This window comes from Sulfitobacter sp. F26169L, assembly GCF_026410285.1.
Taxonomy (GTDB): Bacteria; Pseudomonadota; Alphaproteobacteria; order Rhodobacterales; family Rhodobacteraceae; genus Sulfitobacter.
The window spans coordinates 19,865-43,854 of record NZ_JAPMLP010000003.1 but is presented as its reverse complement, the minus strand read 5'-3'; the positions used below and the strand labels follow the sequence as shown (position 1 = coordinate 43,854).

At 58.5% G+C, this 23,990-nt stretch carries 24 protein-coding genes; 10 read left to right on the top strand and 14 right to left on the bottom strand.

The window, feature by feature from the left end; all coding sequences use genetic code 11:
- Window positions 1–42: 42 nt before the first annotated feature.
- Both OS189_RS06985 and OS189_RS06980 read right to left on the bottom strand, forming a co-directional pair.
- A complete protein-coding gene (locus OS189_RS06985; protein ID WP_267166585.1) occupies window positions 43–933 on the bottom strand; it encodes a DMT family transporter in 891 nt (296 codons plus the stop codon).
- A gap of 66 nt (window positions 934–999) precedes the next feature.
- Window positions 1,000–1,704, bottom strand: a complete 705-nt coding sequence (locus tag OS189_RS06980) for an NYN domain-containing protein (RefSeq protein ID WP_267166584.1) — start codon at window positions 1,702–1,704, stop codon at window positions 1,000–1,002.
- Window positions 1,705–1,996: 292 nt separating this feature from the next.
- Here OS189_RS06980 and OS189_RS06975 point away from each other — a divergent pair, with 292 nt between their 5' ends.
- A complete protein-coding gene (locus OS189_RS06975) occupies window positions 1,997–3,319 on the top strand; it encodes a DEAD/DEAH box helicase (RefSeq protein ID WP_267166583.1) in 1,323 nt (440 codons plus the stop codon).
- Between the two features lie 66 nt (window positions 3,320–3,385).
- Here OS189_RS06975 and OS189_RS06970 read toward each other — a convergent pair whose 3' ends face one another.
- Complete coding sequence (locus OS189_RS06970; protein ID WP_267166582.1) at window positions 3,386–4,207, bottom strand: DUF533 domain-containing protein; 822 nt, start codon at window positions 4,205–4,207, stop codon at window positions 3,386–3,388.
- A 125-nt stretch (window positions 4,208–4,332) separates the two neighbouring features.
- Between OS189_RS06970 and OS189_RS06965 the strand changes: the two genes are divergently transcribed.
- Window positions 4,333–5,220, top strand: a complete 888-nt coding sequence (locus OS189_RS06965) for a DMT family transporter (RefSeq protein ID WP_267166581.1) — start codon at window positions 4,333–4,335, stop codon at window positions 5,218–5,220.
- Here OS189_RS06965 and OS189_RS06960 read toward each other — a convergent pair.
- Genes OS189_RS06960 through OS189_RS06950 form a run of 3 tightly spaced genes read right to left on the bottom strand, consistent with a single transcriptional unit; the run spans window position 5,217 to window position 8,025 of the window.
- Window positions 5,217–6,632 carry a protein adenylyltransferase SelO gene (locus tag OS189_RS06960; RefSeq protein WP_267166999.1) on the bottom strand — a complete coding sequence of 472 codons (1,416 nt, stop codon included), beginning with the start codon at window positions 6,630–6,632 and terminating at the stop codon, window positions 5,217–5,219. The two genes, OS189_RS06965 and OS189_RS06960, sit on opposite strands and share 4 nt — an antisense overlap.
- Window positions 6,633–6,637: 5 nt before the next feature.
- Window positions 6,638–7,087, bottom strand: a complete 450-nt coding sequence (locus OS189_RS06955) for a GNAT family N-acetyltransferase (RefSeq protein ID WP_267166580.1) — start codon at window positions 7,085–7,087, stop codon at window positions 6,638–6,640.
- Entirely contained in the window at window positions 7,084–8,025 is a 942-nt protein-coding gene (locus OS189_RS06950) for a nucleoside hydrolase (protein ID WP_267166579.1), read from the bottom strand. The genes OS189_RS06955 and OS189_RS06950 overlap by 4 nt, the downstream gene beginning before the upstream one ends.
- Window positions 8,026–8,134: 109 nt before the next feature.
- Between OS189_RS06950 and OS189_RS06945 the strand changes: the two genes are divergently transcribed.
- Complete coding sequence (locus tag OS189_RS06945) at window positions 8,135–9,022, top strand: hypothetical protein (RefSeq protein WP_267166578.1); 888 nt, start codon at window positions 8,135–8,137, stop codon at window positions 9,020–9,022.
- On the opposite strand, the gene mazG is transcribed toward OS189_RS06945, so the two are convergent.
- Entirely contained in the window at window positions 9,019–9,831 is an 813-nt protein-coding gene (gene mazG, locus OS189_RS06940) for a nucleoside triphosphate pyrophosphohydrolase (RefSeq protein WP_267166577.1), read from the bottom strand. The genes OS189_RS06945 and mazG overlap by 4 nt on opposite strands.
- Window positions 9,832–9,887: 56 nt before the next feature.
- On the opposite strand from mazG, the gene OS189_RS06935 reads away from it, so the two are divergent.
- Genes OS189_RS06935 through OS189_RS06920 form a run of 4 tightly spaced genes read left to right on the top strand, consistent with a single transcriptional unit; the run spans window position 9,888 to window position 13,418 of the window.
- Window positions 9,888–11,054: a M20 aminoacylase family protein gene (locus OS189_RS06935; RefSeq protein ID WP_267166576.1), complete on the top strand. Its 1,167-nt coding sequence runs from the start codon at window positions 9,888–9,890 to the stop codon at window positions 11,052–11,054.
- Window positions 11,054–12,019: an agmatinase gene (gene speB / locus OS189_RS06930; protein ID WP_267166575.1), complete on the top strand. Its 966-nt coding sequence runs from the start codon at window positions 11,054–11,056 to the stop codon at window positions 12,017–12,019. Before OS189_RS06935 ends, speB (OS189_RS06930) begins: the two co-directional genes overlap by 1 nt.
- Complete coding sequence (gene speB / locus OS189_RS06925) at window positions 12,016–12,963, top strand: agmatinase (RefSeq protein WP_267166574.1); 948 nt, start codon at window positions 12,016–12,018, stop codon at window positions 12,961–12,963. The genes speB (OS189_RS06930) and speB (OS189_RS06925) overlap by 4 nt, the downstream gene beginning before the upstream one ends.
- Before the next feature lie 41 nt (window positions 12,964–13,004).
- The gene (locus OS189_RS06920) at window positions 13,005–13,418 is read left to right on the top strand and encodes a DUF1499 domain-containing protein (protein ID WP_267166573.1); all 414 of its coding nucleotides are present in this window, start codon (window positions 13,005–13,007) and stop codon (window positions 13,416–13,418) included.
- On the opposite strand, the gene OS189_RS06915 is transcribed toward OS189_RS06920, so the two are convergent.
- The gene (locus OS189_RS06915; protein ID WP_267166572.1) at window positions 13,344–13,658 is read right to left on the bottom strand and encodes a hypothetical protein; all 315 of its coding nucleotides are present in this window, start codon (window positions 13,656–13,658) and stop codon (window positions 13,344–13,346) included. The genes OS189_RS06920 and OS189_RS06915 overlap by 75 nt on opposite strands.
- A 63-nt stretch (window positions 13,659–13,721) precedes the next feature.
- Between OS189_RS06915 and prfA the strand changes: the two genes are divergently transcribed.
- From prfA to OS189_RS06900, 3 genes are all read left to right on the top strand, one after another.
- Window positions 13,722–14,771, top strand: a complete 1,050-nt coding sequence (gene prfA / locus OS189_RS06910) for a peptide chain release factor 1 (RefSeq protein ID WP_267166571.1) — start codon at window positions 13,722–13,724, stop codon at window positions 14,769–14,771.
- The gene (gene prmC, locus OS189_RS06905; protein WP_267166570.1) at window positions 14,768–15,604 is read left to right on the top strand and encodes a peptide chain release factor N(5)-glutamine methyltransferase; all 837 of its coding nucleotides are present in this window, start codon (window positions 14,768–14,770) and stop codon (window positions 15,602–15,604) included. The genes prfA and prmC overlap by 4 nt, the downstream gene beginning before the upstream one ends.
- A gap of 197 nt (window positions 15,605–15,801) precedes the next feature.
- Entirely contained in the window at window positions 15,802–16,407 is a 606-nt protein-coding gene (locus OS189_RS06900; RefSeq protein WP_267166569.1) for a DUF4167 domain-containing protein, read from the top strand.
- 135 nt (window positions 16,408–16,542) lie between these two features.
- On the opposite strand, the gene rsmA is transcribed toward OS189_RS06900, so the two are convergent.
- From rsmA to lptF, 6 genes are read right to left on the bottom strand one after another with little or no spacing between them, the layout of a single operon-like run.
- Window positions 16,543–17,385 (bottom strand): 16S rRNA (adenine(1518)-N(6)/adenine(1519)-N(6))-dimethyltransferase RsmA, encoded by an 843-nt coding sequence (gene rsmA, locus OS189_RS06895; RefSeq protein ID WP_267166568.1) that lies wholly within the window; start codon window positions 17,383–17,385, stop codon window positions 16,543–16,545.
- Window positions 17,382–18,341 carry a 4-hydroxythreonine-4-phosphate dehydrogenase PdxA gene (pdxA, locus tag OS189_RS06890; RefSeq protein ID WP_267166567.1) on the bottom strand — a complete coding sequence of 320 codons (960 nt, stop codon included), beginning with the start codon at window positions 18,339–18,341 and terminating at the stop codon, window positions 17,382–17,384. The genes rsmA and pdxA overlap by 4 nt, the downstream gene beginning before the upstream one ends.
- Window positions 18,338–19,555 carry a peptidylprolyl isomerase gene (locus OS189_RS06885; protein WP_267166566.1) on the bottom strand — a complete coding sequence of 406 codons (1,218 nt, stop codon included), beginning with the start codon at window positions 19,553–19,555 and terminating at the stop codon, window positions 18,338–18,340. The genes pdxA and OS189_RS06885 overlap by 4 nt, the downstream gene beginning before the upstream one ends.
- Complete coding sequence (locus OS189_RS06880) at window positions 19,543–21,684, bottom strand: LPS-assembly protein LptD (RefSeq protein ID WP_267166565.1); 2,142 nt, start codon at window positions 21,682–21,684, stop codon at window positions 19,543–19,545. The genes OS189_RS06885 and OS189_RS06880 overlap by 13 nt, the downstream gene beginning before the upstream one ends.
- The gene (gene lptG / locus OS189_RS06875) at window positions 21,684–22,781 is read right to left on the bottom strand and encodes an LPS export ABC transporter permease LptG (protein WP_267166564.1); all 1,098 of its coding nucleotides are present in this window, start codon (window positions 22,779–22,781) and stop codon (window positions 21,684–21,686) included. Before lptG ends, OS189_RS06880 begins: the two co-directional genes overlap by 1 nt.
- On the bottom strand, window positions 22,778–23,908 hold the full coding sequence (gene lptF, locus OS189_RS06870; RefSeq protein WP_267166563.1) for an LPS export ABC transporter permease LptF: 1,131 nt from the start codon (window positions 23,906–23,908) through the stop codon (window positions 22,778–22,780). The genes lptG and lptF overlap by 4 nt, the downstream gene beginning before the upstream one ends.
- Between the last annotated feature and the right edge of the window lie 82 nt (window positions 23,909–23,990).

The following is a 23,990-nucleotide window of genomic DNA, read 5'->3' as shown; positions in this document are numbered from 1 at the left end:
TGGGGCAGATCGGTGAATTTGCGCTCGTCTTATAGGGCGCTGTCAAGCTTGGGAAGGGCTGCGAACGGCTTTGGCACGGTGTTTGCGCTCACGTAGAACGGTATATATGCCGGAGGCGACAATCACCGCTGCGCCCAGCAAGGTCATCATGTCGGGGCGTTCGCCAAAGAACGTGATTCCAAGGACAAGCGCAAAGATCAGGCGGGTATAGCGGAACGGGCTGACAAAGCTGACCTCGCCCACACGCATGGCGGCAACGATGGCGTAATACGCAAAAACACCGATGCTGATTGCCGAAACCATCAGCACCATCAACCGCGCATCAAGCGGGGCAAGCCGCTGTCCGGTGAGGGGCAGCAGGATCAGTCCGGCAGGGACAAGCACAAGAAACCCCAGAAAACTGAGCTGCATTGTGGAAAGGTCCGGCGAAATCCGGCGCGTCGCCACATCGCGCGTTGCCAGACCGAATACGCCGCACAGCGCAAAAAGCGACAGGGGCGAAAACCCCTCCAGCCCCGGACGGATGATCATCATCACACCGATAAATCCAACCGCGATGGCCGCCCATCGCCGCCAGCCCACAGTTTCGCCCAGAAACAGTGCCGCGCCCAATGTTACAACCAGCGGCGTGGCCTGCAGAATCGCGGAAGCTGTCGAGAGCGGGGTAAACACGATGGCCGAGATGAAACAGACCGTGCCGACAATTTCACCGATCCCGCGTACAATCACGGGGCCGCCCAGCATCGCGGGTTCAAACAATGCGCGCCGCTGTAACAGGACGATCACCGCAAATACGACCGATCCGCCTATGCCGAGCATGATCAGGATCTGGCCGACGGGCAGGGCATCACCCATCAATTTTATAAAACTGTCCTCGATGGCAAAGCCGAGCATGGCCAGCACCATCAGAATCGCGCCGCGCAAGTTATCCATTCACATTCTCCGGTGATATTCTGACGTTTGATGCGCGTTTGGGAGAGGACGTGCAAGAGGCGCGCATTAAGGTTTCAGCCTGACCTGACCGTTGTTGTTCTTGCGGTATTCCAGCATCGGGATCGCCTGTACCAGTTGGGACAGCTTGCTGTGGCCGTAGGTGCGGGTGTCAAAATCGGTATGTGCAGCAATAATGATGTTGCCTAAATGCCCCAGACTGTACCAGTCATCGACTGGTTCCATCTTTTTCATGGCCGCTTTGATCAGCGGCAGGGCTTTCTCGCTTTTCTCGGCACCTTCGCGCGGGGTGTTTTCCGGCGAATCCTCAAGGTTTTCGATAAAGATGAAACGGTTAACCACGTTGCGCAGCGCCTCTGGCGTTTTCTTCTCGCCGATGCCGATGACCATCAGACCGTTTTCGCGCAGACGGTTTGCCAAGGCGGTGAAATCACTGTCGGAACTGACTAAAACAAATCCGTCAAAGCGGCCACCGTGCAGAATGTCCATCGCATCAATGACCAAGCCGATGTCGGACGCGTTCTTGCCCTTTGTGTTGGCTGTTTCCTGCACTGCCACAAGGCCCAGCGAAAGCAACTGGTCATTCCACGGCTTGAGGCGCGCACTGGCCCAATCACCGTAAACCCGCCGCAGGGCAGGCTCGCCGATTGAGGTGATCTCGCGCAGGATGGCGCCTGCGTGTTTGGCGGGGACGTTATCAGCGTCGATCAGGACAGCCAGCAGGGGGCGTTCGCGGGACGGGTTCTGTGACATGAGGGGGCCTTTTCGTTTTGTCCCTGCATAGAACGTAACGTTGACGGTGACCATGGTGCGTTGACTTATCCGTCGCCAGCCCCCATGTGGGGGTCAGAGCGTACCTTCTGCCGCGTGAGCAGGTGACCGGATTGTCCGGTAGTGCAAGGTTGCTCGTTGTTCCCAAAATCACGCGTGGGGCAGACGCATGCCGACAGGTGCCGGACGTTTGGTCCGTTCCTGTGATCGCGTTGTGCGCACCCTGATGACAAGCGCGCGGGAATTCTCCGTCGCGCGGAAGACGAGTTATATAATGAGCGATTTTGACATGATGGAGCTGCCCGCAGCTCTGGTAAAACGACTGGCGGCAATGGGGCTGAAAGAACCCACGCCGATCCAGAAACAGGCGATTCCCCATGGTTTGAACGGCCGTGATGTTATGGGCCTTGCCCAGACCGGCACCGGTAAGACGGCTGCCTTCGGCATTCCGCTGATTGCGCGGATGCTGGAAATGGAAGGCCGCCCCAACCCCAAATCCGTGCGCGGCCTTGTGCTGGCACCCACCCGCGAACTGGCAACACAGATCAGCGTGAACCTGCGCTCCTTTGCCGAAAGCACACCGATCAAGGTGGCGATGGTTGTCGGCGGGCAGAACATCAACACACAAATCAAACGCCTGCACGGCGGCGTTGACATTCTGGTGGCGACACCTGGGCGTCTGCTGGACCTGATGGACCGGCGCGCCGTGCGTCTGGACGAGGCAAAGTTCCTTGTGCTGGACGAGGCCGACCAGATGCTGGACATGGGTTTCATCCACGATCTGCGCAAAATTTCGCAAGTGATCCCCAAGCAGCGCCAGACATTCCTGTTTTCGGCGACGATGCCCAAGCTGATGAACGAGATCGCCAACAGCTATCTCAACAGCCCGATCCGCATCGAAGTCGCCCCTCCGGGCAAGGCGGCGGACAAGGTCACCCAAGAGGTGCATTTCATCGCCAAGGCGGAAAAGAAGAACCTGCTGATCGAACTACTGGCAAAGCACAAAGGCGAACGTGCGCTGGTGTTCGGGCGCACGAAACACGGCTGTGAAAAGCTGATGAAGGATCTGGTCAAAGAGGGTTTTGATGCGGCCTCTATCCACGGGAACAAATCCCAGGGGCAGCGTGACCGTGCGATTGATGCGTTCAAAAAGGGCGATATCACGGTTCTGGTGGCCACAGACGTTGCGGCGCGGGGGCTTGATATTCCCGATGTGAAGCACGTCTATAACTATGAACTGCCAAATGTGCCCGATAACTATGTCCACCGGATTGGCCGCACGGCGCGTGCAGGCAAGGACGGTGCGGCGATTGCGTTCTGTGCACCTGATGAGATGGGCGAACTGATCGACATCCAGAAAACCATGGGCATCCGTATTCCTGTCGCATCCGGCCGGGCATGGGAAAGCCATGAAATCCCCGACAAGCCCAAGCAGAAAGGCCGTGGTGGCCGTGGCCGCAGCGGCGGTGGCGGTCGTCCCCAAGGGGCAGGCCGACCGCAGGGCAGTGGCAGACCACAAGGTGCTGCAAAACCCGGTGGTAATGGCGGACGGAGGCGTCGCAGTGGCGGTGGTGCCAAAACGGGTGGCGCCGCTTAGAGCGATCAATACAAAGAAAAAGGCGCCCGTTCGAGGCGCCTTTTTTTGTCAGCAACTGACGGTTGCTCAGGTGTAAAGTGATGGCACGCCGATTTGTGCGTGAATATCGTTCACTTCTTGCGGTTGCATACCATATGCCGTCGCCAATTTATGAAGGTACTGCGCTTCGTCCTGTGTATCGAGGTCAATCGCCATCACGCTCATTGCGTAAACCTGCGGGCCCATGCCTTGCGGCGTGTTGGCGACAAGGCTGTCAATATCGACAGGGGCTTTCAACTGCGCATGCACAAACGCTGCTTCTTCGGCGTCAACGTCGCCCAGATGGCCCAGCAGCTTTTCTTTTTCGGCATCATCGAATGTGCCATCCGATTTGGCGGCCTGTATCATCGCCGACAACATCAGGGCCGCAACCGCTTCCTGATCCTGTGAGGGGGTGATTGCAGGTTCCGGTGTCTGGTCGAACTGCGAGTTCAGAACCGCGCCAAAGCTTGCGTCATTCCGGGCGGGCGCCTTGTCCATTGCGCCACTTAGGCCGCCCAGCAGGCCGCCTGCACCCGCCGCACCGGCAAGGCCGCCCAAAAGGCCGCCAAGGCCACCTTGCGCGCCTGTGCTGCCGCTTTTGCCGCCGCCCAGACTCTCCAGCATGCCGCCGAGCCCACCGCTGCCTACGCCGCCCGCTGTTGCGCCGCCCCCCAGCAAACCGCCCAGCATATCCTGAAGCCCGCCGCCACCTGTGGATGCGCCGCCACCTGTCAGGCCGCCCAGCATACCGCCCAGACCACCGGCCTGGGACGTACCGCCCTGCTGGCGGCGCTTCATCATTGCGCCGGCACCCTTTGCGACCGCAACCCCGATGGCCACTTTGGCCAGTGTTTTCATAAGGCTCATTTAAAAGCTCCCCCTGTTTTGATTCACTATTTCATCATCATGGCATATTTGCGCGGTCTGTGTCGGGGGAAAACTGCGATCCCGGCTGCATTGACATTCGCGCTCACAAGGCGATTGGTTAAGTCATGGAACGTAAAACAGATATGGACGCCTTTGGCGCAGCGGCTCTGACAGCATTTGCGCTGCATCTGGCCTTCAATCAGGTGGTGATCAAGGTCACGGGGGGCGGCTTTGGCCCTGTGTTTGCTGCCGGTGTACGTTCTGCCGGGGCGGTGGTTGTGCTGTTGCTGTGGATGCGCCTGCGCGGTGTGTCGCTGCGCATGCCGCGCGCGGCCTATCCTTGGGCTGTGGTGTCGGGGCTATTATTTGCGTTCGAATTTGTGTGCCTTTACACGGCGCTTGATATCGGATCGGTCAGCCGCTCTTCGGTGATATTCTATTCGATGCCCCTGTGGCTGGCGCTGGCCAGTACAGTGCTGATCCCCGAAGAACGTCTGACGCAGCGCAAGGCGCTGGGGCTGGTGTTGGCATTTGCGGGTGTGGTTGTGGCCCTGTCGGATCGCAGCGGCGGGCACGTAAGCTGGACAGGTGATTTGCTCGCGTTATTCTCGGCACTGGCATGGGGCGGCATCGTTCTGGTGATACGGATCACGCCGCTGGCATACGTGCCGCCAGAACAGCAGTTGATTGGTCAGGTGGCTGTGTCCGCGCCGGTGCTGTTGCTGATTGCGCCGCTGTTGGGCCCGCTTTTGCGCGATGTACAGCCGATCCACATTGCCGGCATGTTGTTCCAGATTATCGCGGTGGCCAGCTTGGGCTATCTGGCGTGGTTCTGGCTGATCAAGCGGTATCCCGCCAATTCCGTGGCCTCGTTCAGCTTTATCTCACCCGTGGCGTCGGTCCTCATGGGCTGGCTGCTGTTGGGAGAGCAGATCGGCCTGTCGATCTGGTTGGCGCTTGCGCTGGTGGCGGTAGGAATAACGCTGATCAACCGCCGCCCCCGCACGCTTTAGGTCCCGCAGAATGTGGCAGGCACAATTTCCGACTGCGAAGGCGGTCTGGCCAGATCAGCATCGCTGAGGCTAAAAGGCGTTGCAAAGGCGCTCATCAGCCGCTGGAAAGGTGCCATATCACCGGCGGTGGCTGCGACGATCATTTGCTCTATCCGGTGGTTGCGCGGTATCACGGCGGGGTTGGCGGCGTTCATGGTCGCTACCGCGTCCGGCTCGGCGGCGGTGCGCGCGCTGTGCTCTTGCGTCCAGGCGTCAAACGCGGCGCGGTCGCTGAACTGGTCACGCGCTGCGGCGGTTGGCAGGGCGCGGAAGGTGTTGGTGAAATCCGCGCCGTCCTTCTGCATCAGGTCCAGCAGGCTCTGGATCAGATCGGTATCTGCCGAATCCGGGTTCGAAATGCCGATCTTGGCGGCAAAGCGCTTTAACCACGCCGCTTCGATTTGGTCGGGCATGGCATGGATGATCGCCGTTGCCTCTTCCAGCGCAGCTTCCTTGTCGTCGCGCAGCGTCATCAGGGCGGTGGCAAACTGCGCCATGTTCCAGATCGCCATGTTGGGCTGATTCCCAAAGGCATAGCGCCCCTGTTGATCAATCGAGGAAAACACGCGGCCCATGCGGAAATCATCCATAAACGCGCACGGGCCGTAATCAATCGTCTCACCGGAAATCGAACAATTGTCGGTGTTCATAACACCGTGAATGAAGCCCACAGACATCCAAGCGGCGACCAGATCAGCCTGCCGTGCGCAGACCGCGCGCAGCAGGTCCATCGGGCCCGATGCATCGGGATAGTGGCGCGAAATCGCGAAATCGGTCAGCGTTTGCAGATCATCTGTCTGGCCGCGATGGGCAAACACCTGAAAAGTTCCGACGCGCAGGTGGCTGGCGGCAACGCGCGTCAAAACCGCACCGGGCAACAGGCCTTGCTCGCGCAGGATATCTTCGCCGGTGGCAACAGCAGCAAGAGCGCGGGTGGTGGGGATGCCAAGAGCGTGCATCGCTTCGGATACCACATATTCACGCAGTACAGGGCCAAGCCATGCACGCCCGTCACCGCCCCGCGAATAGGGGGTGCGGCCTGAACCCTTTAGCTGAATGTCGCGCCGTAGGCCGTTGGTATCAATGACTTCTCCAAGTAGTATCGCCCGCCCGTCACCAAGTTGCGGGTTGTAGTTGCCAAATTGATGACCCGCATAAAGCTGTGCCAAGGGATCAGCACCTTGGGGTATCTTGTTACCCGCAAAAGTCTCGGCAACCTCGGCCATCTCGGGGGCAGATAGACCCAGAATCTTTGCAAGATCGCCGTTGAATGCCAATAGTTTGGGGGCCTTAACGGGTGTTGGGCTTACGCGTGTATAGAACGCATCGGGCAGGGCGGCATAGCTGTTGTCGAAGGGGATGTGCATTACAATCTCCGTCAGAGGCGTTTTGACATGAACGCATAATTTTCGCGCAGGGCAAACCCAGCGCGGCGGTACAGTTTCAGCGCCTGCGCGTTGGTTTTGTCCACTTCCAGATGCATGGCGCGCAATCCGGCACCGGCCAGCGCGCGGGGCAATGCGATCAGCGCTTCGGAGGCGATACCGCGTCCGCGTACACCGGGCCTGATGTACAATTCGTCGATGATGCCATCCAGACCGCCAAATTCAACCGACCAGCCAAAAGTAATCACGATATAGCCGATCGGCGCGCGGGGAGGGCCGATCAGATAAGCGCAGCCGTGCGGAATACCCTCCAGTAGCGGGGTAATCCCGGCGCGGCGGGACTCGTCAGTGGAACTGATGCCTTCCTCGGCGTGAAAAGACGTGACAAGTGCCAGCAGTTTCTCAAGGTGATCGCGACCACCAAGGGTAATAACCGCGCTCACAATCTGGCCAGACGCTCGGTCAGGAGGGTGAAAAAGCCGTCAGCGTCGATGTCGTTCATAAACGTTGCGTTGGGGGCACGGTCGGTTACGCGCCACCAGTCGGCGACGGTCATGCCCATGGTCAGCTCCGATGTGGTTTCGATCTCGACATTGATGTGGCGGCCTTTGAACAGATCAGGGCGGATCAGATAAGCGGTGACACAGGGATCATGCAGCGGCGCACCTTCGGAGCCGTATTTTTCCTTGTCGAAACGCTCGAAAAAGTCGGTCATCTGCGCCACGGCAATGCCTTGGGGTGTGCCAAGCGCGCGGAACGCGTCATTGCGCGGTTTTGTGACCAGCGCCTTATGCGTGACATCCAGCGGCATCACAACAATCGGCACACCGGATTTAAAAACGATGTCAGCAGCTTGCGGATCGACATAGATGTTGAATTCGGCTGTGGGGGTAATGTTGCCCCCCTCGAAATAACCGCCGCCCATCAGGACGATCTCGGCAATGCGGCTGGCGATTTCGGGCGCTTTTTGCAAAGCGGTGGCGATGTTGGTCAGCGGGCCCAACGGACAAAGCGTAATTGTCCCTTCGTCATGCGTACGCAGCTGATCGATGATGTAATCTACCGCGTGTCCATCTGCCATTGGCATGGTCGGTTCGGGCAGTGACGGGCCGTCAAGGCCCGTTTTGCCGTGCACATGCTCCGCCGTTACCAGATCGCGGCCAAGCGGGCGATCACATCCAGCATAGATGGCCATTTCCGAACGACCGGCAAGCTCGCAAACGATGCGCGCGTTTCTGGTGGTGAGCGGTAAAGGCACGTTACCCGCTACACAGGTAATGCCCAGCACGTCGATTTCTTCGGGGCTGGCAAGGGCCAGCAGAATGGCAACGGCGTCGTCCTGTCCGGGATCGGTATCGATAATAATCTTGCGCGGCGGCATGTGGTTTTCCTTGCAGGCGTGTTTTGCGCACCCTCGCAAGGTGCCGGTCCATTGTCCAGTCATCAGCGGCGCTTGCGCAAGGGCGCGCTGATTGGGTAAGCGTTGTCCTATGATCACCGGAAAACCGCTTTATCTGCATCTGGGTGCCCACCGCACCGGCACTTCATCGTTCCAGATGATGCTGGCCGAAAACCGTGATGTGCTGGCGGGCGCGGGGTATGATGTGGCCTATCCGGGACGTGATGATATTCCGCAGGGGGATCTGGGGCTGCGTTTGCCCAGTCCGCGCACGGCGGATCAATGGGAAAACAGATTTGTGCCTGCAGTCGCCCAGGAATTGCAGCGCATCGCGACACCTGACAGCCACGCAATGATCCTGTCCGAAGAAAACATCCCCGGCCGTATGATCCACTTTGCTGCCGGACAGTTCTATCCGGCCGCCGAGGCGCGGCTGAAAACGCTGGCGGCAGCAGCAAATGCGCCGGTTTTACGTGCGGTTCTGGTGGTGCGGGCGTATACTGAATTATTTGTGTCAGCGTGGCGCAAACGCGCAGAAGACAACGCATCTGACCCGTTCAAGGCGGGACATCAGAACATGTTGCATATGACGGGCGGCTGGCCTGATCTGCTGCGTCTGGTGATCAGTCACCTTAATGTTCAAGAACTGGTGGTGGTCGAATACGCGCAGCGTGGGCGCAGCGTGGATATGGCGCGGCTGCTGGTGCCGGACTTGGCGGATGTGCCGCTGCGCGAGCCTGCGCGCCGGATGAACCATTCCGCCACGGATGCAGCCCTGATTGCGTTGCAGGAAAAGTACCACAGCGGTGAAACGCTGGAGCGTGCCTCGTGGCAAAGCATCATTGCACAACACCGCGGCGATAAAACCTCACATGGCGTGTCAGAGTTTACCAAACGCCAGATCCGCATTCTTGAGGGGCGCTACAACAGGCATCTGGACGAGATATCGCAGATGCCTGGCGTTGTGCTGCTGCGTTAGGATTTTTCGTCGGCCTTGACGGCATCCCACAGGGCGTCCATCTCTGCCAGATTGCTTTGCGCGGGGGTCTTGCCGATTTCTTCCAGCTTGGCTTCGACCGCTTCGAAACGGCGGGTAAACTTGGCATTTGCGGCGCGCAGGGCGGCCTCGGGCTCAATCCCCAGATGTCGGCCCAGATTGGCCATAACAAACATCAGATCGCCAAACTCCTCGAATTGCTCGGCTTCGCTCAGGGTATCGCGCGCCTCTACCAGCTCGGCGGCTTCTTCGCCTATTTTCGCGATCACATCGCCGGTGTCGGGCCAGTCAAACCCCACACGCGCGGCGCGTTTTTGCAGCTTGTAGGCGCGCAGCAATGCAGGCAGGCCAACGGCCACACCGTCCAGCGCGCCTTTTTGCGCTTTGCCTGCGCGCTCTGCCGCTTTGATCGATTCCCAGTCTGCGGTTTGTTGTTCGGCGGATTTATCGCGGGATTCATCGCCAAAAACATGCGGATGCCGCGCCACCATTTTGTCAGCGATATTGCGCACTACCGATTGAAAGGAAAACAAACCACGCTCTTCCCCGATGGCAGTGTGATAGACCGATTGCAGCAACAGATCGCCTAATTCGCCCTCCAGTTCGCGCCAGTCGCGACGCTCGATCGCGTCGGCAACTTCGTAGGCTTCCTCGATTGTATAGGGCGCGATCGTGTCGAAATCCTGTTCGATATCCCAAGGGCAGCCGGTTTCGGGGTCACGCAAACGGCGCATGATTTCCAGCAGGCGTTCAATGCCTGCATTTTGGTCGTTTATCAGGTCTTCTGCCATTGCGGGTCCTCTTCGTCTGGTGTCAGATAAGGACAACACCACAAAGGAGTCCACCCATGCCCGTCATTAACCGTATTGCCGATTTTGCCGAAGACATGACCACCTGGCGCCAGCACCTGCACACCATCCCCGAGTTGAGCTTTGATTGCCCCAAAACGGCGGCATTCATCAAAGAGCGGCTGGAGGAGTTCGGTGTCGATGAAATCCATGATGGCATCGCACAGACCGGCATCGTGGCGATCATCAACGGCAAAGGTGCTGGTCGCACCGTCGGGCTGCGCGCCGATTTTGACGCGCTCCCCATCGAAGAAGAAACAGGTGTTGAGTATGCCTCTACTCATGCTGGGAAAATGCATGCCTGCGGCCACGACGGACACACGGCAATGTTGCTGGGCGCTGCAAAGTACCTGACAGAAACACGAAACTTTTCCGGCCGCGTGGCGTTGATTTTCCAACCTGCCGAAGAAGAAGGCGGCGGCGCGCAAGTGATGTGCCAGGAAGGCATAATGGACCGTTTTGAGATTGCCGAGGTTTACGGCATCCACAACATGCCCGGGTCAGATTTTGGAACCTTCCACACCACACCGGGGCCGATCATGGCGGCGGTGGATATGTTCACGATCAAGATCAACGGGCGCGGTGGCCATGGCGCGATGCCCCATGAAACCGCTGATCCTGTTGTTGCTGCCTGTGGTATTGTGCAAGCGATCCAGACCATCAGCAGTCGGAATGTGCATTCCGCGGAAGAAAAGGTGATATCGGTCACGCAAATCCACACCGGGACAGCCAGCAATATCATTCCCGACACGGCCATGATCAACGGCACCGTGCGCACCTTCAGTAAAGAGGTGAAGACGCTTATCCGCAAACGGATGGAAGAGATTGTTCAGGGGCAGGCGGCCAGTTATGGCGTCAGTGCCGAACTGGATTACGAAGAAGGCTATCCGGCCACTGTGAACGCGCCGACCGAGACAGAGTATGCGGCAAGGATTGCGCGGGAAGTTGTTGGCGAGGCGAACGTCGATGCTGAATCGCCCAAGGTCGCAGGGGCGGAAGATTTTTCCTACATGTTGGAAGAGCGGCCTGGTGCCTATCTGTTCCTCGGTGCCGGTGAGGGCGCAGGGCTTCACCATCCTAAATACAATTTCAACGATGAAATTGCACCGATTGGCGCGTCGTTCTTTGTACGGCTGGTAGAACAGATGCAACCGGCGGCGAACTGATGGCGCTGGAAGATGCAAAAACACAGGTAGATCAGGCATTTACCCGTGATGATCTGAAGGGGCCGAGCTTCGAGAACGCCTTTGGCGGGGCTACGTCCTTCATGCGCCGCAAATACACCAAGGATTTGCGCGGTGTGGATATTGCGGTGACGGGTGTGCCGTTTGATCAGGCGGTTACCAATCGCACAGGCACGCGGCTCGGCCCGCGTGCGATCCGCGAGGCAAGCAGCCTGCAACCCTATGATCCGCCCTTTGGTTGGGATTTCGACGTTATGTCGGAATTTGCCGTTGTGGATTACGGCGATCTTGCGTTTGATTATGCGCAGGTGAGCGAGTTTCCGGCAACTTTGACGCGCCATATCAAGGGCATCCTGGACGCAGGGGCGGCCAGTGTTGCCTTGGGCGGTGATCACTACATCAGCTTCCCGATCCTGCGCGCCTACGCCGAGAAATTCGGCCCCCTAAGCCTGCTGCATTTCGATGCCCATTCCGACACATGGGTTGACGATGATATGGAGCGGATCGACCACGGCACCATGTTCTACAAGGCGATCAAACTGGGTTATATCGACCCCGCGACATCGGTGCAGGTGGGGATACGCACGCATAATGACGACACGATGGGCGTCACCACGATCGACGCGCGCGAAGTGCACGAGCGCGGCACAGCAGCGGCAGTGGAGAAGATCAAAGCGGTGCTGGGGGATAATCCGACGTATCTCACGTTCGATATTGATGCGCTTGATCCCGCCTTTGCGCCCGGTACGGGTACGCCCGTCTGGGGCGGATTGGCCAGTTGGCAAGCGGCTGCAATGCTGCGCGATCTGGCAGGTATCAACATTCAGGGCGGTGACATTGTCGAAGTCTCCCCGCCGTTTGACACAACAGGCGCCACAGCCATCGCAGGCGCGCATGTGGCCACGGAGATCTGCTGCCTTCTGGGCGCGAGGATGCGCAACACATGAGCACGAAGAACCAACCGATTGGTGGTAACGAACTGGCGCGCTTTTCCGGTCCGGGGACGTTTATGCGCCTGCCTGCAGTCAATGATCTCAAGGGGCTGGATGTGGCGGTGCTGGGTGTCCCAATGGATATCGGTACATCGTGGCGCTCTGGCACACGGTTCGGCCCGAAACAGATCCGAGCCGAAAGCGCGATGCTGCGCCCTTACAACCTTGCCACGGGGGCTGCGCCCTTTGACAGTTTACAAGTGGCTGATATTGGTGATCTGGCGATAAACACGTTCTCGCTAAGCGATAGTTTATCAATCATCAAAGATAGTTACGACGAGATTTTAAAGTATGACGTGATGCCGATGGCCATGGGCGGCGATCATTCGATCACCCTGCCGATCCTGCGCGCGATTGCCAAACGTCACGGGCCCGTGGCGCTGGTGCATATTGATGCGCACGCAGACGTCAACGACGAGATGTTCGGCGAAAAGGAAACCCACGGCACCGTGTTCCGCCGCGCCTATGAGGAAGGGCTGATCCGCCCTGAAAAAACCTATCAGATCGGCATTCGTGGCACCGGCTATGCCGGCACCGATTTTGCAGAAGCGGCGGGATGGGGTTTTCAGCAGTGGCCCGCAGAGGAGCTATGGCATCGCAGCCTGTCGCAACTGTCAGGTGAAATCCGCAGGGATATCGGCGATACACCCACATATATAACCTATGATATCGACAGTCTCGATCCGGCATTTGCCCCGGGCACCGGTACGCCTGAAATCGGCGGGCTGTCCACACCGCAGGCGCTGGAACTGATACGCGGGCTTAGGGGGCTGAACATCGTAGGCTGCGATCTGGTCGAAGTGTCACCGCCCTATGATCCTTCGGGCAATACCGCCCTGACAGCGGCGAACCTGCTGTATGAACTGTTGTGCGTCCTGCCCGGAGTTGCGTACAGGTAACTCAACACCCTGAAATTGGGATTAGCAAAAAGGTGCGCAAAATGATCTGGTTTATTCTGGCTGCGGCGATTGTTTCAGGCGTTCTGTTTGTCAGGCTCGCGCCGACGGACGTGTCCCGCTGGCACAAACCGATTGGTGATGCCGATAATTCCGACGGGGCGGGCTGGTCAGCACGGGTTATTCAGGCCACGCCCGGCCTGTTGTCGGACCTACATCAGGGGATGCTGGCCGTGCCGCGCACCGAGCTGATTGCAGGCAGCGTGACCGAAGGCCGACTGACGTATATCACCCGCTCCAAAGTGGTGGGGTTTCCGGATTACACAACGATTGAGCAGGACGGTGACCACATCAAGCTTTATGCACGCTTGCGGTTTGGCAAATCAGACTTCGGGGTGAATGGCAAACGTCTGGACGGGCTGGTCAGTTCGGTGCGCGCCCGCCGCGTCGACCGGTGAGATCAGGCGCGATTGCAGGCACCCTTCCTGCGTTTCGCGCCACATGGGCACATTCAATGACATCTGGCATTGCGCCATAAACATACGCCCGCTGACCGTCAGGCAGATCGTTTCGCCCAATTCGATCCGCGCGCCATCTGTATCGGTACAATAACAGTCAACCGTGCGACCTTGCGGGGTAAGCACATCGGCGTTCGCCGCAACCGGTAACATGGCAAAAATCAGGGCCAAGCGTATCATGTCATCTATCATAACATATCGCGGCTCTTGACCAAAGCGCTTTGATCGGTCACTTCCACGGAGATGATACCGATGGACCGCCTTGCCCAGATTACCGCCCGTTTCGAATACCTCGAAGCGGCAATGTCTACTGCGGGCGGCGATATTTCAAAGCTGGCGAAAGAATACAGCAGTTTGCGCCCCGTTGTGGATGAAATAACTGCCTATCGCACCATGCTGGAAAATCTGGAAAGCGCGCGCGAGATGTTGGATGATCCCGACATGAAAGAACTGGCGCGCGACGAGATTGCCGAAATCGAAAGCGCGCTGCCCGCTGCGGAAAGCTCTCTGCAACTGGCGTTGCTGCCAAAGGACGAGGCGGATGCGCGCCCCGCGATGCTGGAAATCCGCCCCGGTACGGGCGGCGACGAGGCGGCGCTGTTTGCCGCTGATCTTTTGCGCATGTATCACCGTTATGCCGAGGCGCGGGGCTGGAAACTCGACGTGATCGAAGAGCAGACCACTGAATTGGGCGGGATCAAGGAAGTTGTCGCGCATATCACCGGTGAAAATGTTTTTGCGCGCCTGAAATACGAAAGCGGGGTGCATCGCGTGCAGCGTGTGCCCAGCACCGAAAGTCAGGGGCGCGTTCATACCTCGGCAGCCACGGTTGCGGTATTGCCGGAAGCAGAAGATGTGGACATCCAGATCGCGCCCAATGACATCCGCATAGATACCTACCGCTCCAGCGGGGCAGGCGGGCAGCACGTAAACACCACCGACTCTGCCGTGCGGATCACCCATATCCCGACCGGAATTGTGGTGACCAGCAGCGAAAAATCCCAACACCGCAACCGCGAAATCGCGATGCAGGTGCTGAAGACGCGTCTGTATGATGCCGAACGCCAGCGCATTGATACAGAACGCTCTGACAGCCGCGCCAGTCAGGTCGGCAGCGGCGATCGCTCTGAGCGGATACGCACCTATAATTTCCCGCAAGGGCGGATGACGGACCACCGGATCAATCTGACGCTGTATAAGCTCGATGCGGTTATGCAGGGGGATCTGGACGAAATTGTTGATGCGCTGACGGCGGATGCGCAGGCAAAAATGCTGGCGGAGATGGGCCAATGACAACTGCGGCTGTGGCAATGGCCACGGCCACGGCACGCCTGCGCGCTGCCGGTGTTCCGGATCCTGCGCGCGACGCCCGTCTGCTGTTGGCCCATGCCGCCAGCGTTGATGCTGCGCGGGTGACGCTGATCGCCCCCGAAGAAATTGCACCCGAAATATCCGAACGCTACGAAAACCTGATTTCATTGCGCGCAGTGCGTGTGCCAGTCTCGCATCTGGTGGGGGAGCGTGAATTTTACGGGCGTCCCTTCAAGGTCAGCCGCGAGGTGCTGGACCCGCGCCCCGAGACGGAAAGCCTGATTGAGGCGGCGCTTGGCGCTCCGTTTGATCGTGTGCTGGACCTCGGGACCGGATCGGGCTGTATCCTGGTGACATTGCTGGCAGAGCGTGCGCAAGCCACAGGTACAGGTGTAGACCTTTCGGAAAACGCGTGTTTGCAGGCCAGTGCAAATGCGGTTTTGCACGGTGTTGCCGATCGTGCGGAAATCCGCCAATCGGACTGGTTTGCGGCAGTCGACGGGCGATATGATCTTATCGTCAGCAATCCACCCTATCTTGCACAGGCGGAAATGCGCGATATTGCGCCCGAGCTTGCCTTGCACGAACCATCTATGGCCCTGACAGACGGGGCTGACGGACTGAGTGTCTATCGCCTGATCGCACAACAAGCCCAGGGGTATCTGAGCGCTGAAGGCCGTGTGCTGGCCGAAATCGGCTGGCAACAGGGCGATGTCGTGCGTGAGATATTTAAAGCCGCAGGCTGGGCCGATGTGGTGATTCTACCGGATCTGGACAGGCGCGACCGTGTTATTTGCGCAAAAAACCCGGCTTAAACGGTATTTCGGAGTTTTTTATTTCTATTGCCCCTTGCCCCAGAGGGCCAGAGAAGGGTAAGAAATACGTGTTGCAGCGGTGAAAGTTCATTACGGTCCCGCGCGGCGTTATGCCCAACTTCATCCAGTACCGACCGGACGCGCACTGCGCACCCATGGTATGAACGAATAACAGCACCAAAAGGCTGACCCTTTCTATGAAACCTCAAAGATCGCGTTCGCGTAACAACAAGAACCGCAACCGTAGCGGTGGCAACCAGAATCAGGGCGGCAATGTCGTCAACCGTGTCTTCGACAGTTCTGGTCCCGAAGGAAAAGTACGTGGCACGCCCAGTCAGGTCATTGAAAAATACAACCAGCTGGCCCGCGATGCACAGCTGAGCAATGATCGCGTTGCGATGGAGAATTTCCAGCAACACGCAGAGCATTACCTGCGCCTGCTGTCCGAAGCGCAGAAAGAGCAAGAAGCCAAGCGCGAAGAGCAAGAGCGCCAGAACCGCGAACGCCAAGCGGAGCGCGACGAGCAGGAGCGCCAGAATCGCGAGCGGCAGGCCGAGCGCGACCGCGAGCGCAACGAACGTCAGGAGCGTGAAGCAGAGCAACCCGTGGAGGAGACTGCAGCAGCGGACCCGTCCGAGCAGCCGCAGCCTGTCGCCGAGGAAGAGGCCAGTACGCTGGTAGATACACCTGAAACCAAGCCGAAAACGCGCCGCGCTCCGCGCCGGAAGGCAAAACCGGTTGAGGAGGCAGCTGATGCGCCGAAAGCCGGGAATGGTGAGCAGCCGCCGGAAGCCGCAGAGTAAATCGCGGAAAATGATTTGGGGGCCTCGCGGATGCGGGGCCTTTTATTTTGCGGAGGCGTTGCGCAGGGGGCCAGCCCCCGTCTTCGCTGACGCGAAGCCCCCCCCGGGATATTTTGGGCCAAAAGAAATAACGGACTACGGTTTTGCAATCTCGCGGGCGAGGGCGCAGAAACCTTCGAGCGGGATCTGCTCTGCGCGATCTGTTGGTTTGATACCTGCTGCGGTCAAACGATCTTCTATATCGGGTGCTGTTCCTTTCAGCGCGGCGCGTAGCATTTTGCGACGTTGATTAAATGCGGCGGCAACTATGCGAGACAGGATTGCGGCATCTGCCGGAAATCGCGGCGCGGGCAGGGCTGTGAGGTGGACCACCGCGCTGGATACTTTTGGCGGCGGGGTAAATGCCTCTGGTGGCAGGTTAAGGACAATTTTTGCATCCGCGCGCCACTGCGCCAGAATGGCGAGGCGACCATATGCTTTGGAGCCCGGCTGAGCGACGATGCGCTCGGCCACTTCACGTTGGAACATCAATGTGAGGCTCTGCCAGAATGGCGGCCAGTCTTGTGGCGTGAGCCAGCGGACCAGGAGTTCTGTACCAATGTTATAGGGCAGGTTGGCCGCGACACGGATGGGGGGGGTCAGATGCGCGAGGGGATCAACCTCCAGCGCGTCGCCCTCGATGATCTGCAGGCGACCGTCATAGGCGGCGGCGATCTGATTGAGGGCGGGGATGCAGCGGCTGTCTTTTTCGATGGCCAGTACGCGGCGCGCGCCTTCGGCCAGCAGACCACGGGTCAGACCACCGGGACCCGGGCCGATCTCGAGGACATCGCATTGGCGTAGATCGCCCGCCTGCCGTGCAATTTTTGCTGTGAGGTTAAGATCAAGCAGGAAGTTCTGACCTAGTGATTTGCGTGCTTGCAGATCGTAATCGTTGATGACCTGACGCAGAGGCGGAAGAGTGTCTATGCTGCTCATGCGGTTGCCATGTGGTGGGCCATGCGGATGGCTTCGATCATGCTGGAGGGATTGGCAAGGTCTTTGCCCGCGATGTCGAAAGCGGTGCCGTGGTCCGGTGAGGTGCGGATGAAGGGCAGGCCAAGGGTGATGTTTACACCCCTGTCGAAGTCCAGCGTTTTGATGGGGATCAGTGCCTGATCGTGGTACATTGCAATTGCAACGTCGTAGCCAGCCCGAGCCGCAGGGTGAAACATTGTATCCGCAGGAAGCGGGCCGCGCAGATCATAGCCCTCTGCAATCATGTCGCTGACAAGGGTGTTGATCCAGTCGCACTCCTCGCTCCCCATTGCGCCACCCTCGCCTGCATGCGGATTAAGGCCGCAGACGGCGATACGCGGATTTGTAATCTTGAATTGCTGTTGAAGGCTGTTTCGGGTGATTTCGATGGTGCGGCGTAGCAGTGCGGGGGTGAGGGCGGCGGGGACATCACCCAGCGGAATGTGGATTGTGGTGGGCACCACGCGCAATTGTTCCGAGGCCAGCATCATGACCACATCGGTTTGCCCTGCCAATGCCGCGAGGTATTCCGTATGTCCGGGGTAGGCGAAGTCGGCACCGTCTTTCAGCGCCTTTTTGTGAATTGGGGCGGTACAGATGGCCGATGCTTCGCCGGATTGCACCAATGCGACAGCGCGCGCAATCACCTCAATCACGCCGGAAGCATTCGCCGGATCGGGGATACCTGCGGTAGCTGATCCGTCAAACGGGTGGTGAAGGACAGGTAGAGCGCGCGCGCCGATGGCACAAGCGTCGGCCAGATTTTCAACAACCACTACGGGCGTTCCGTTGGGCAGGTGGCGCGGATCACCGATCCACACCATAGGCACGCGATCCGCAAGTGCCGCCCAAGCACGGGCAGCGATTTCGGGCCCTATGCCTGCAGGTTCGCCGCAGGTCAGTACAACGGGTTTCATTTTATGTTAATGCGGGCTTCGGCGCGCAACTGTGACAGCAGGCTGTCGGCAAAGCCGGACAGGCGTCGCTGGCGGATCGATGCGGCGACTTCCTCGCGGCTGACTTCTGCGTTCTGCGCAGCGGTGCGGCCACACAACATCAGAAACACAAGCGCCTGACCGTCAGAGCGTGTCAGCGCGGTCGAGACTTCGCCTTCGTCCATTTTACTGAGTTCCATTGCAAAATCCCTTGGCACTTCTGCGGGAGTGCGCGTTTCGCGGTCCAGCACGCTTTCGGGTTGGCCTTTTGCAAAGGCATAAAGATCGTCGCACACGTCAACCTGCGCCTTCAGGTTGGCGGCCTGCTGCAATGTCTCTGCAGAACGTCCCCCTGCCATATAGTAGGCGGCGTATTCGATTGCCGAATATGTCTTTTCCGGCTTTCCGGTTTCCTCAATGTCGCGCAACTGGAACAGCGCGACGGCATTGGGGATGTTGAGGGGCTGTGTCACTTCACCCGGCGCCAGAGACAGGATCAGCGGTTGCAGCGCCGGGGGCAGATTGCTGAGCGATTGCCACGGCAGCCGCCCTCCTGCGCCGCGGGTGGCGGTTGCAGAATACTCGCGCGCATAGTCCGAAAACTGGGCGGTTGAGGTGCTTTCGGCGATTTCTTCGGCCAGTGCGGCAACACGGGCTGCTTGTGGCGGCGGGGCGGGAATGATGATTTCGGACACCAACACGCGAATGTTTGATCCGCCGCCGCTCTGGCTGGACAGGGCGCGGTCAATCTCGGCCTCTGAGATTGTTACGCGTGAACCGTAGCGCGCGCGGATCAGGTCACGCCATGCGATACCGTTGAGAACAAAATCACGATATGTCTCGGCTTCGACACCAGCACGCGCCAGTGCCGAAGTGAATTCGGCGCGGCTGAGGTTCGCACGTCCTGCGAATTCTTCGAGTGCTGCGTTGATGCCTTCATCGGACAGGACCAGCCCTGCATCGCGGATCGCTTCGCCGCGCAAGCGTTCGTTAATCAGGCTTTCAATGGCGGCCTTGCGGGTAGCACCGCGCGCATTGAGAATTTGCAAAAAACGCACCCGCTGCTGCACTTCGAATTCGGTTACAACGCTATCGTTCACTGTGGCCACGGGGGCGAACAGGTTTTGCGCAGTGACAGGGCCGGCAAGAGCAGCAATCAGACCGAGAGCGGCAAGGGCAGGTTTTATTTTGAACATGAGCGGACGTATCTTTCTGTTCCTGTATCAGCGGCAAAGCCCCGCAGACCGACGTTAAATCCGAAATCGGTCGAGGGCTCAATACTTGTTGAGGTTGTATAGCGGCGCTTGACCTTAAGATCGAGGGTCACACACTCGTTTTCGTAGCGCAAGCCGAGACCCGCTGTTGCGGCACGGTCGGAAGATACATCGTAGCGCCAGTTGGCCGAAGCGGTCCAGAACTGGTTGATCTTGTAGCTCCCGTCCATCGTAAACTCGGATACCTCGCGGTCACGGTTTTCCATCGCGTCTTCCTGTAGCCAGACGTAAGAGCCGCCGACGCGGCCGCGGCGGAAGGCGAAATCGCCCCGTAATTCTGCTTTTGAAAGGGTCAGGTCGTTTTCAAACAGGCTGCGGCCTGTCAGATACACGTTGTCATGGGCGATGATCTGACCTGCCAGCAAAAAGTCCGACGAAAGCGTGTTCAGGCCCGAAGTGGTGGAAAAGGACGTGTCGCGATCTTCGCGAAATACTTGTCCTACGCTTATATGCGCGTCCCATCCCTGCGGGTTGAAGCGGGACCACCCGACCCCGATTGCCGCCATTGCACCACGTTCGCGCCGGTCTGCGCGCGGAAACCGCGACAGGCTGAGCAGGTTCCCCTGATCGAATTCGACCTGTGTACTCTCCTCATTGGGGATTTCGAGACGTGTACCGCCTGTCCAGCTCAGTTGTACCACAGGTTCCAGAATATGGCTGATGCCCGTACGGGTGGTCTTGGCCAATGGATAGCGCAGTGTGATTGCCGCGTGGGGTGTTACTTCGGTCGGATCAATGGGGGTGGTGTCGTCTTGCTGGATGTTGAAGGTATTCAGCGTAACGCCGATGCGGGTATCGGTGCGCAGGCCACCGCGCAGCGTATAGCTGCGCAGCCAGTCGATCTGTGCGTTCAGGCGTGCCACATCGCGGCCATCGACGATGGTGTCGGGATCGGTGCTGTCCACGGGTAAATCCGAAATCCGGCTGTGGCTGTGGGCCACCAGACGTGCGCGCACTTCACCACCCAAAGCCTGCGGGAAAAAGCGGCGATCATATTCGCCATCCAGCACAAGGGTAGGTAGCGTTTCGTTTACCTCGTCGTCGCGCAGGGATTTGAAGTTGTAAAAACTTGCGCGGATGTATTCATCACGGCGCGTACGGCTGACTGTCAGCTCAGATCGCAGCCGGTCGGCGCTGGAATAGCCGTAGTTTTCCAGGTAGCCGTCATCGCTGACGGTTTCGATTGAAAACGCGAGGACAAAATCGCGCGGCAGTGCAAAAAGACCGCTGCCGAACAGGTAGCCGCGTGTTTCGTCAGGGCGCAAATCATCGCGTGTAACAGCCGCGTCAAACTGGATGCGCCCATTGCGGTACGCATGACGGTAGCGCAGCTCCAGCGTGCTGGTCGAGCTGGACAGATACGGCGTGAGTGTCAGATCACGTTTATCGCTCAGCTTGATGAAATAGGGAATTTTCAATCCCACACCAAGGCTGGATGTTGACCGGATGGAAGGGACCAAAAAACCGCTGGCGCGCTCGACAGAGGGGCCGGGCAGGCGCAGACGTGGCAGCCAGAACACGGGAACTCGGCCAATGCGAAATTGCGCCTCGTCAAAGTATAGCTGCTGTTCGACCTCGTCGTGGATCACACGCTTGGCCCGAATTTGCCACAGCGGCGCACGACCGTCATCGCAGACGCGGCAGGAGGTAACAGCGGTTTTATACAACTGATTATAGCGCCCGTCGACGCGGTCGATCTGCACGGCAGCCAATTGAAGCTGCTGGTTCAGGACCATCCGCGCGCCTTTCAGGATTCCATTGCGCAGCTCTGCATCCAGTTCGGCGGCGTTGGCCAGAATGACGGTATCTTCCCCCTCGCTCAGGGTGATCGGCCCTTCGATAGAGAGCGCGCCGCTGTCCTGATTATAGCGGATTGCGCTGGCTTGCAGGCGGATGCCATTCTGGAAGGCTTCGACGTTGCCGGAGGCGACCAGTTCACGATCCCGTGTGATGTATAGCTGGTCGGCCACCAGCAGGGCGGCTTTCTGGTCCTGGGCGACGGCGCGCAGGGGCAGCAGTATTACGCAGAGAAGGATCATCAGCCGCAGCATCAGCCATCCTCGCGGTGGAGTAGCAGCCCAAGGGCGAGCATAATCGCGGCCAGCGGCGGTGCCCAAGCGGCAAGAAGCACGGGAATCTGCCCGTTTTCACCAAGAATTTGGGCAAAACTACGGATGAAATACAAACCAAACCCCAACAAAACAGCACTTAGAACGGCAATGCCTGTCCCTCCCGATCTGGTATGGCGCATGGTGAAGGCGCTCGCAACCAGAACCATTGCAATCAGGAACAGGGGGCGCGCCAGTTCCGTCTGCAGCCAGACCTTGTGACGGCGTGGTGAAAAGCCGGAAAACTCAAGCTGCTGGATAAACGCGGGCAGATCGTAGATCGATATCGCTCCGGCCTTGCCGAAACTGTCTCGGATACGGGCAAGGGTGAGAGTTGACGGAATGGTCAACGTGTCATGGATTTGCGCGTTGCCCTCGGCGTTGACACCTGTTTGCAACGGCCATGATTTGGCATTTTGCAGCCGCCATCCCTTCGGCCCCAACGCGGCGCTTTGTGCTTCGATCCGCCGGAAGGGGTCGCCGTCCTGTGTGTAGGAAATGAACGTAACATCATACAATACCGACCCGTCATCGTTGGACCGCCACGCACGGATCACGGTCTGGCCTTCTGCGGTGCCCTGACGCAACCACAGCCCTTCTTCGGAGATCGAAAGCGTCGATGCACCAACGCTGCGATAGCCTTGGGAAACCTGTTCGTAGCGTTTGGATGTGGCCGCAACAATCGGGTTAAACATGGCGACAACCATCAGCCCGATCAAAAAAGCGACCACCAGCGGCGATGTCAGCGTTTTCAGCGCAGAGCGACCGGAGGCGCGCGTGATTACCATTTCCGACGAGCGCGCCATACCAAGAAACAGAACAACCGTTGCCAGAACCATGTTCAACGGTAGGATCAGATTGATCTTTTGCGGCGCGTCCAGCAGCGTCAGCTTAACCAGATCCGCGAATGTAACGGCATCGATGTAGTCTCGGCGCGTTTCTTCCAGCAGTCCGGTCAGAACAATTAGAACGAACAAAATTGCTGTGATCAGCAAAAAGCTCATCGCGAAACGGCGCGCGAAGTACAGATGCAGGATCATGCGGTTGCCCCGCGCCGCTTCAGCCTGGCGCGCCAGCTTGGGTGGGCAGCATGCGTCAGCATCAGTGCCGCAAGGGACGCGCCAACCAGCGACGGAAGGTAAAGCACAGGCCAAAGATTGGCATTTGCTGTCACTTCGGATGTCAGCGAGCCGCGCAATCCGTCCAGCACAATTAATAAACCAAAGGCGATCACAATTTCGCGCCAAACACCAAATCGTGAAAACCCACCGATCAGCAAAGTGGTGAATCCGATCAGGGCTGCAACAATACAGAACAGGGGCTGTGCGAAACGGGTGTGGATCTCCTCTGCGACAGCGCCTGCGGATTTGCCCGAGCGTTCTGCGATGGTGTTATAGTCTGCCAGCAATTGCGGCGTTGTCGTGTTGCCCAGATTGATCGTTTCGGACTTTTCACTGCGCACAAGCGACGAAATATCAAACGAAAAATCCGCAAATTTCGCAGTCGCCAGACGCAGGCCGTCCCGCTCAAGCCTTTGGGCAAGACCGTCCACCATGATCAACGTGGTAGCATCGCCATTGCGCACCATATAGGCTTCGGCGGCTGTGTATATTATGCCTTGGTCCGGATTGCGCCGATCGGATAGAAACACATCGCGCAGGACGCCATCCGCATCGATCTGGCGGGTATAGAAGGTGACCTGTTTTGACGGATGCAGAAACGTCCCTTCGGTCAGCAGACGTGCGGTGACGTTCTGCGCAATTTCCTGCTCACGCTCTTTTAATTGGGCCTGCGCCATGGGGACCAGAAAATTGCTGAGCATCGACATGCCAAGCGCAACGCACAGTCCGAACACCAGCACAGGGCGCGCCATGCGCCATGGTCCTGTGCCTGTGGCCTGCAACACAGTCAGTTCGCTATCCGATGTCATGCGGTTGGTCACGTAAACAGCGGCAGCAAATGTGGCGATCGGCAAAACAGTAGCGATCAGTTTCGGCAGACCGAGTGCTGTAAATTCCAGAAAAACAAGGGCGGTCTGACCGTCGCCGATTAGGCGGTCAAACAAAACCACAGCGCGGTTGATCCAGAAAATTGCGACAAGAACCAGCGCAAAAAACCCGAAAAGAACCAGCAGCTGTGACAGCATATAGCGGTCAAACTTGGCCACCCGATTCCCTCCTGTTGTGCGTGCTCTGACGGCGATTGGCGTTACATTACCCCAAAGCGGCGGGGCATAAAACTCATATCTG

Excerpts from the sequence above, each read along its gene's own strand:
- pdxA (WP_267166567.1), bottom strand. The coding sequence starts at position 18,341 with ATGAAACCCGTTGTACTGACCTGCGGCGAACCTGCAGGCATAGGGCCC.
- OS189_RS06970 (WP_267166582.1), bottom strand. The coding sequence starts at position 4,207 with ATGAGCCTTATGAAAACACTGGCCAAAGTGGCCATCGGGGTTGCGGTC.
- OS189_RS06880 (WP_267166565.1), bottom strand. The coding sequence starts at position 21,684 with ATGCTGCGGCTGATGATCCTTCTCTGCGTAATACTGCTGCCCCTGCGC.
- speB (WP_267166575.1), top strand. The coding sequence starts at position 11,054 with ATGGCGCTGGAAGATGCAAAAACACAGGTAGATCAGGCATTTACCCGT.
- prmC (WP_267166570.1), top strand. The coding sequence starts at position 14,768 with ATGACAACTGCGGCTGTGGCAATGGCCACGGCCACGGCACGCCTGCGC.
- OS189_RS06985 (WP_267166585.1), bottom strand. The coding sequence starts at position 933 with ATGGATAACTTGCGCGGCGCGATTCTGATGGTGCTGGCCATGCTCGGC.
- speB (WP_267166574.1), top strand. The coding sequence starts at position 12,016 with ATGAGCACGAAGAACCAACCGATTGGTGGTAACGAACTGGCGCGCTTT.
- OS189_RS06935 (WP_267166576.1), top strand. The coding sequence starts at position 9,888 with ATGCCCGTCATTAACCGTATTGCCGATTTTGCCGAAGACATGACCACC.
- OS189_RS06980 (WP_267166584.1), bottom strand. The coding sequence starts at position 1,704 with ATGTCACAGAACCCGTCCCGCGAACGCCCCCTGCTGGCTGTCCTGATC.
- rsmA (WP_267166568.1), bottom strand. The coding sequence starts at position 17,385 with ATGAGCAGCATAGACACTCTTCCGCCTCTGCGTCAGGTCATCAACGAT.
- mazG (WP_267166577.1), bottom strand. The coding sequence starts at position 9,831 with ATGGCAGAAGACCTGATAAACGACCAAAATGCAGGCATTGAACGCCTG.
- OS189_RS06965 (WP_267166581.1), top strand. The coding sequence starts at position 4,333 with ATGGAACGTAAAACAGATATGGACGCCTTTGGCGCAGCGGCTCTGACA.
- OS189_RS06975 (WP_267166583.1), top strand. The coding sequence starts at position 1,997 with ATGAGCGATTTTGACATGATGGAGCTGCCCGCAGCTCTGGTAAAACGA.
- OS189_RS06915 (WP_267166572.1), bottom strand. The coding sequence starts at position 13,658 with ATGATACGCTTGGCCCTGATTTTTGCCATGTTACCGGTTGCGGCGAAC.
- lptG (WP_267166564.1), bottom strand. The coding sequence starts at position 22,781 with ATGATCCTGCATCTGTACTTCGCGCGCCGTTTCGCGATGAGCTTTTTG.
- OS189_RS06945 (WP_267166578.1), top strand. The coding sequence starts at position 8,135 with ATGATCACCGGAAAACCGCTTTATCTGCATCTGGGTGCCCACCGCACC.
- OS189_RS06885 (WP_267166566.1), bottom strand. The coding sequence starts at position 19,555 with ATGTTCAAAATAAAACCTGCCCTTGCCGCTCTCGGTCTGATTGCTGCT.
- prfA (WP_267166571.1), top strand. The coding sequence starts at position 13,722 with ATGATACCGATGGACCGCCTTGCCCAGATTACCGCCCGTTTCGAATAC.
- OS189_RS06920 (WP_267166573.1), top strand. The coding sequence starts at position 13,005 with ATGATCTGGTTTATTCTGGCTGCGGCGATTGTTTCAGGCGTTCTGTTT.
- OS189_RS06900 (WP_267166569.1), top strand. The coding sequence starts at position 15,802 with ATGAAACCTCAAAGATCGCGTTCGCGTAACAACAAGAACCGCAACCGT.
- OS189_RS06950 (WP_267166579.1), bottom strand. The coding sequence starts at position 8,025 with ATGCCGCCGCGCAAGATTATTATCGATACCGATCCCGGACAGGACGAC.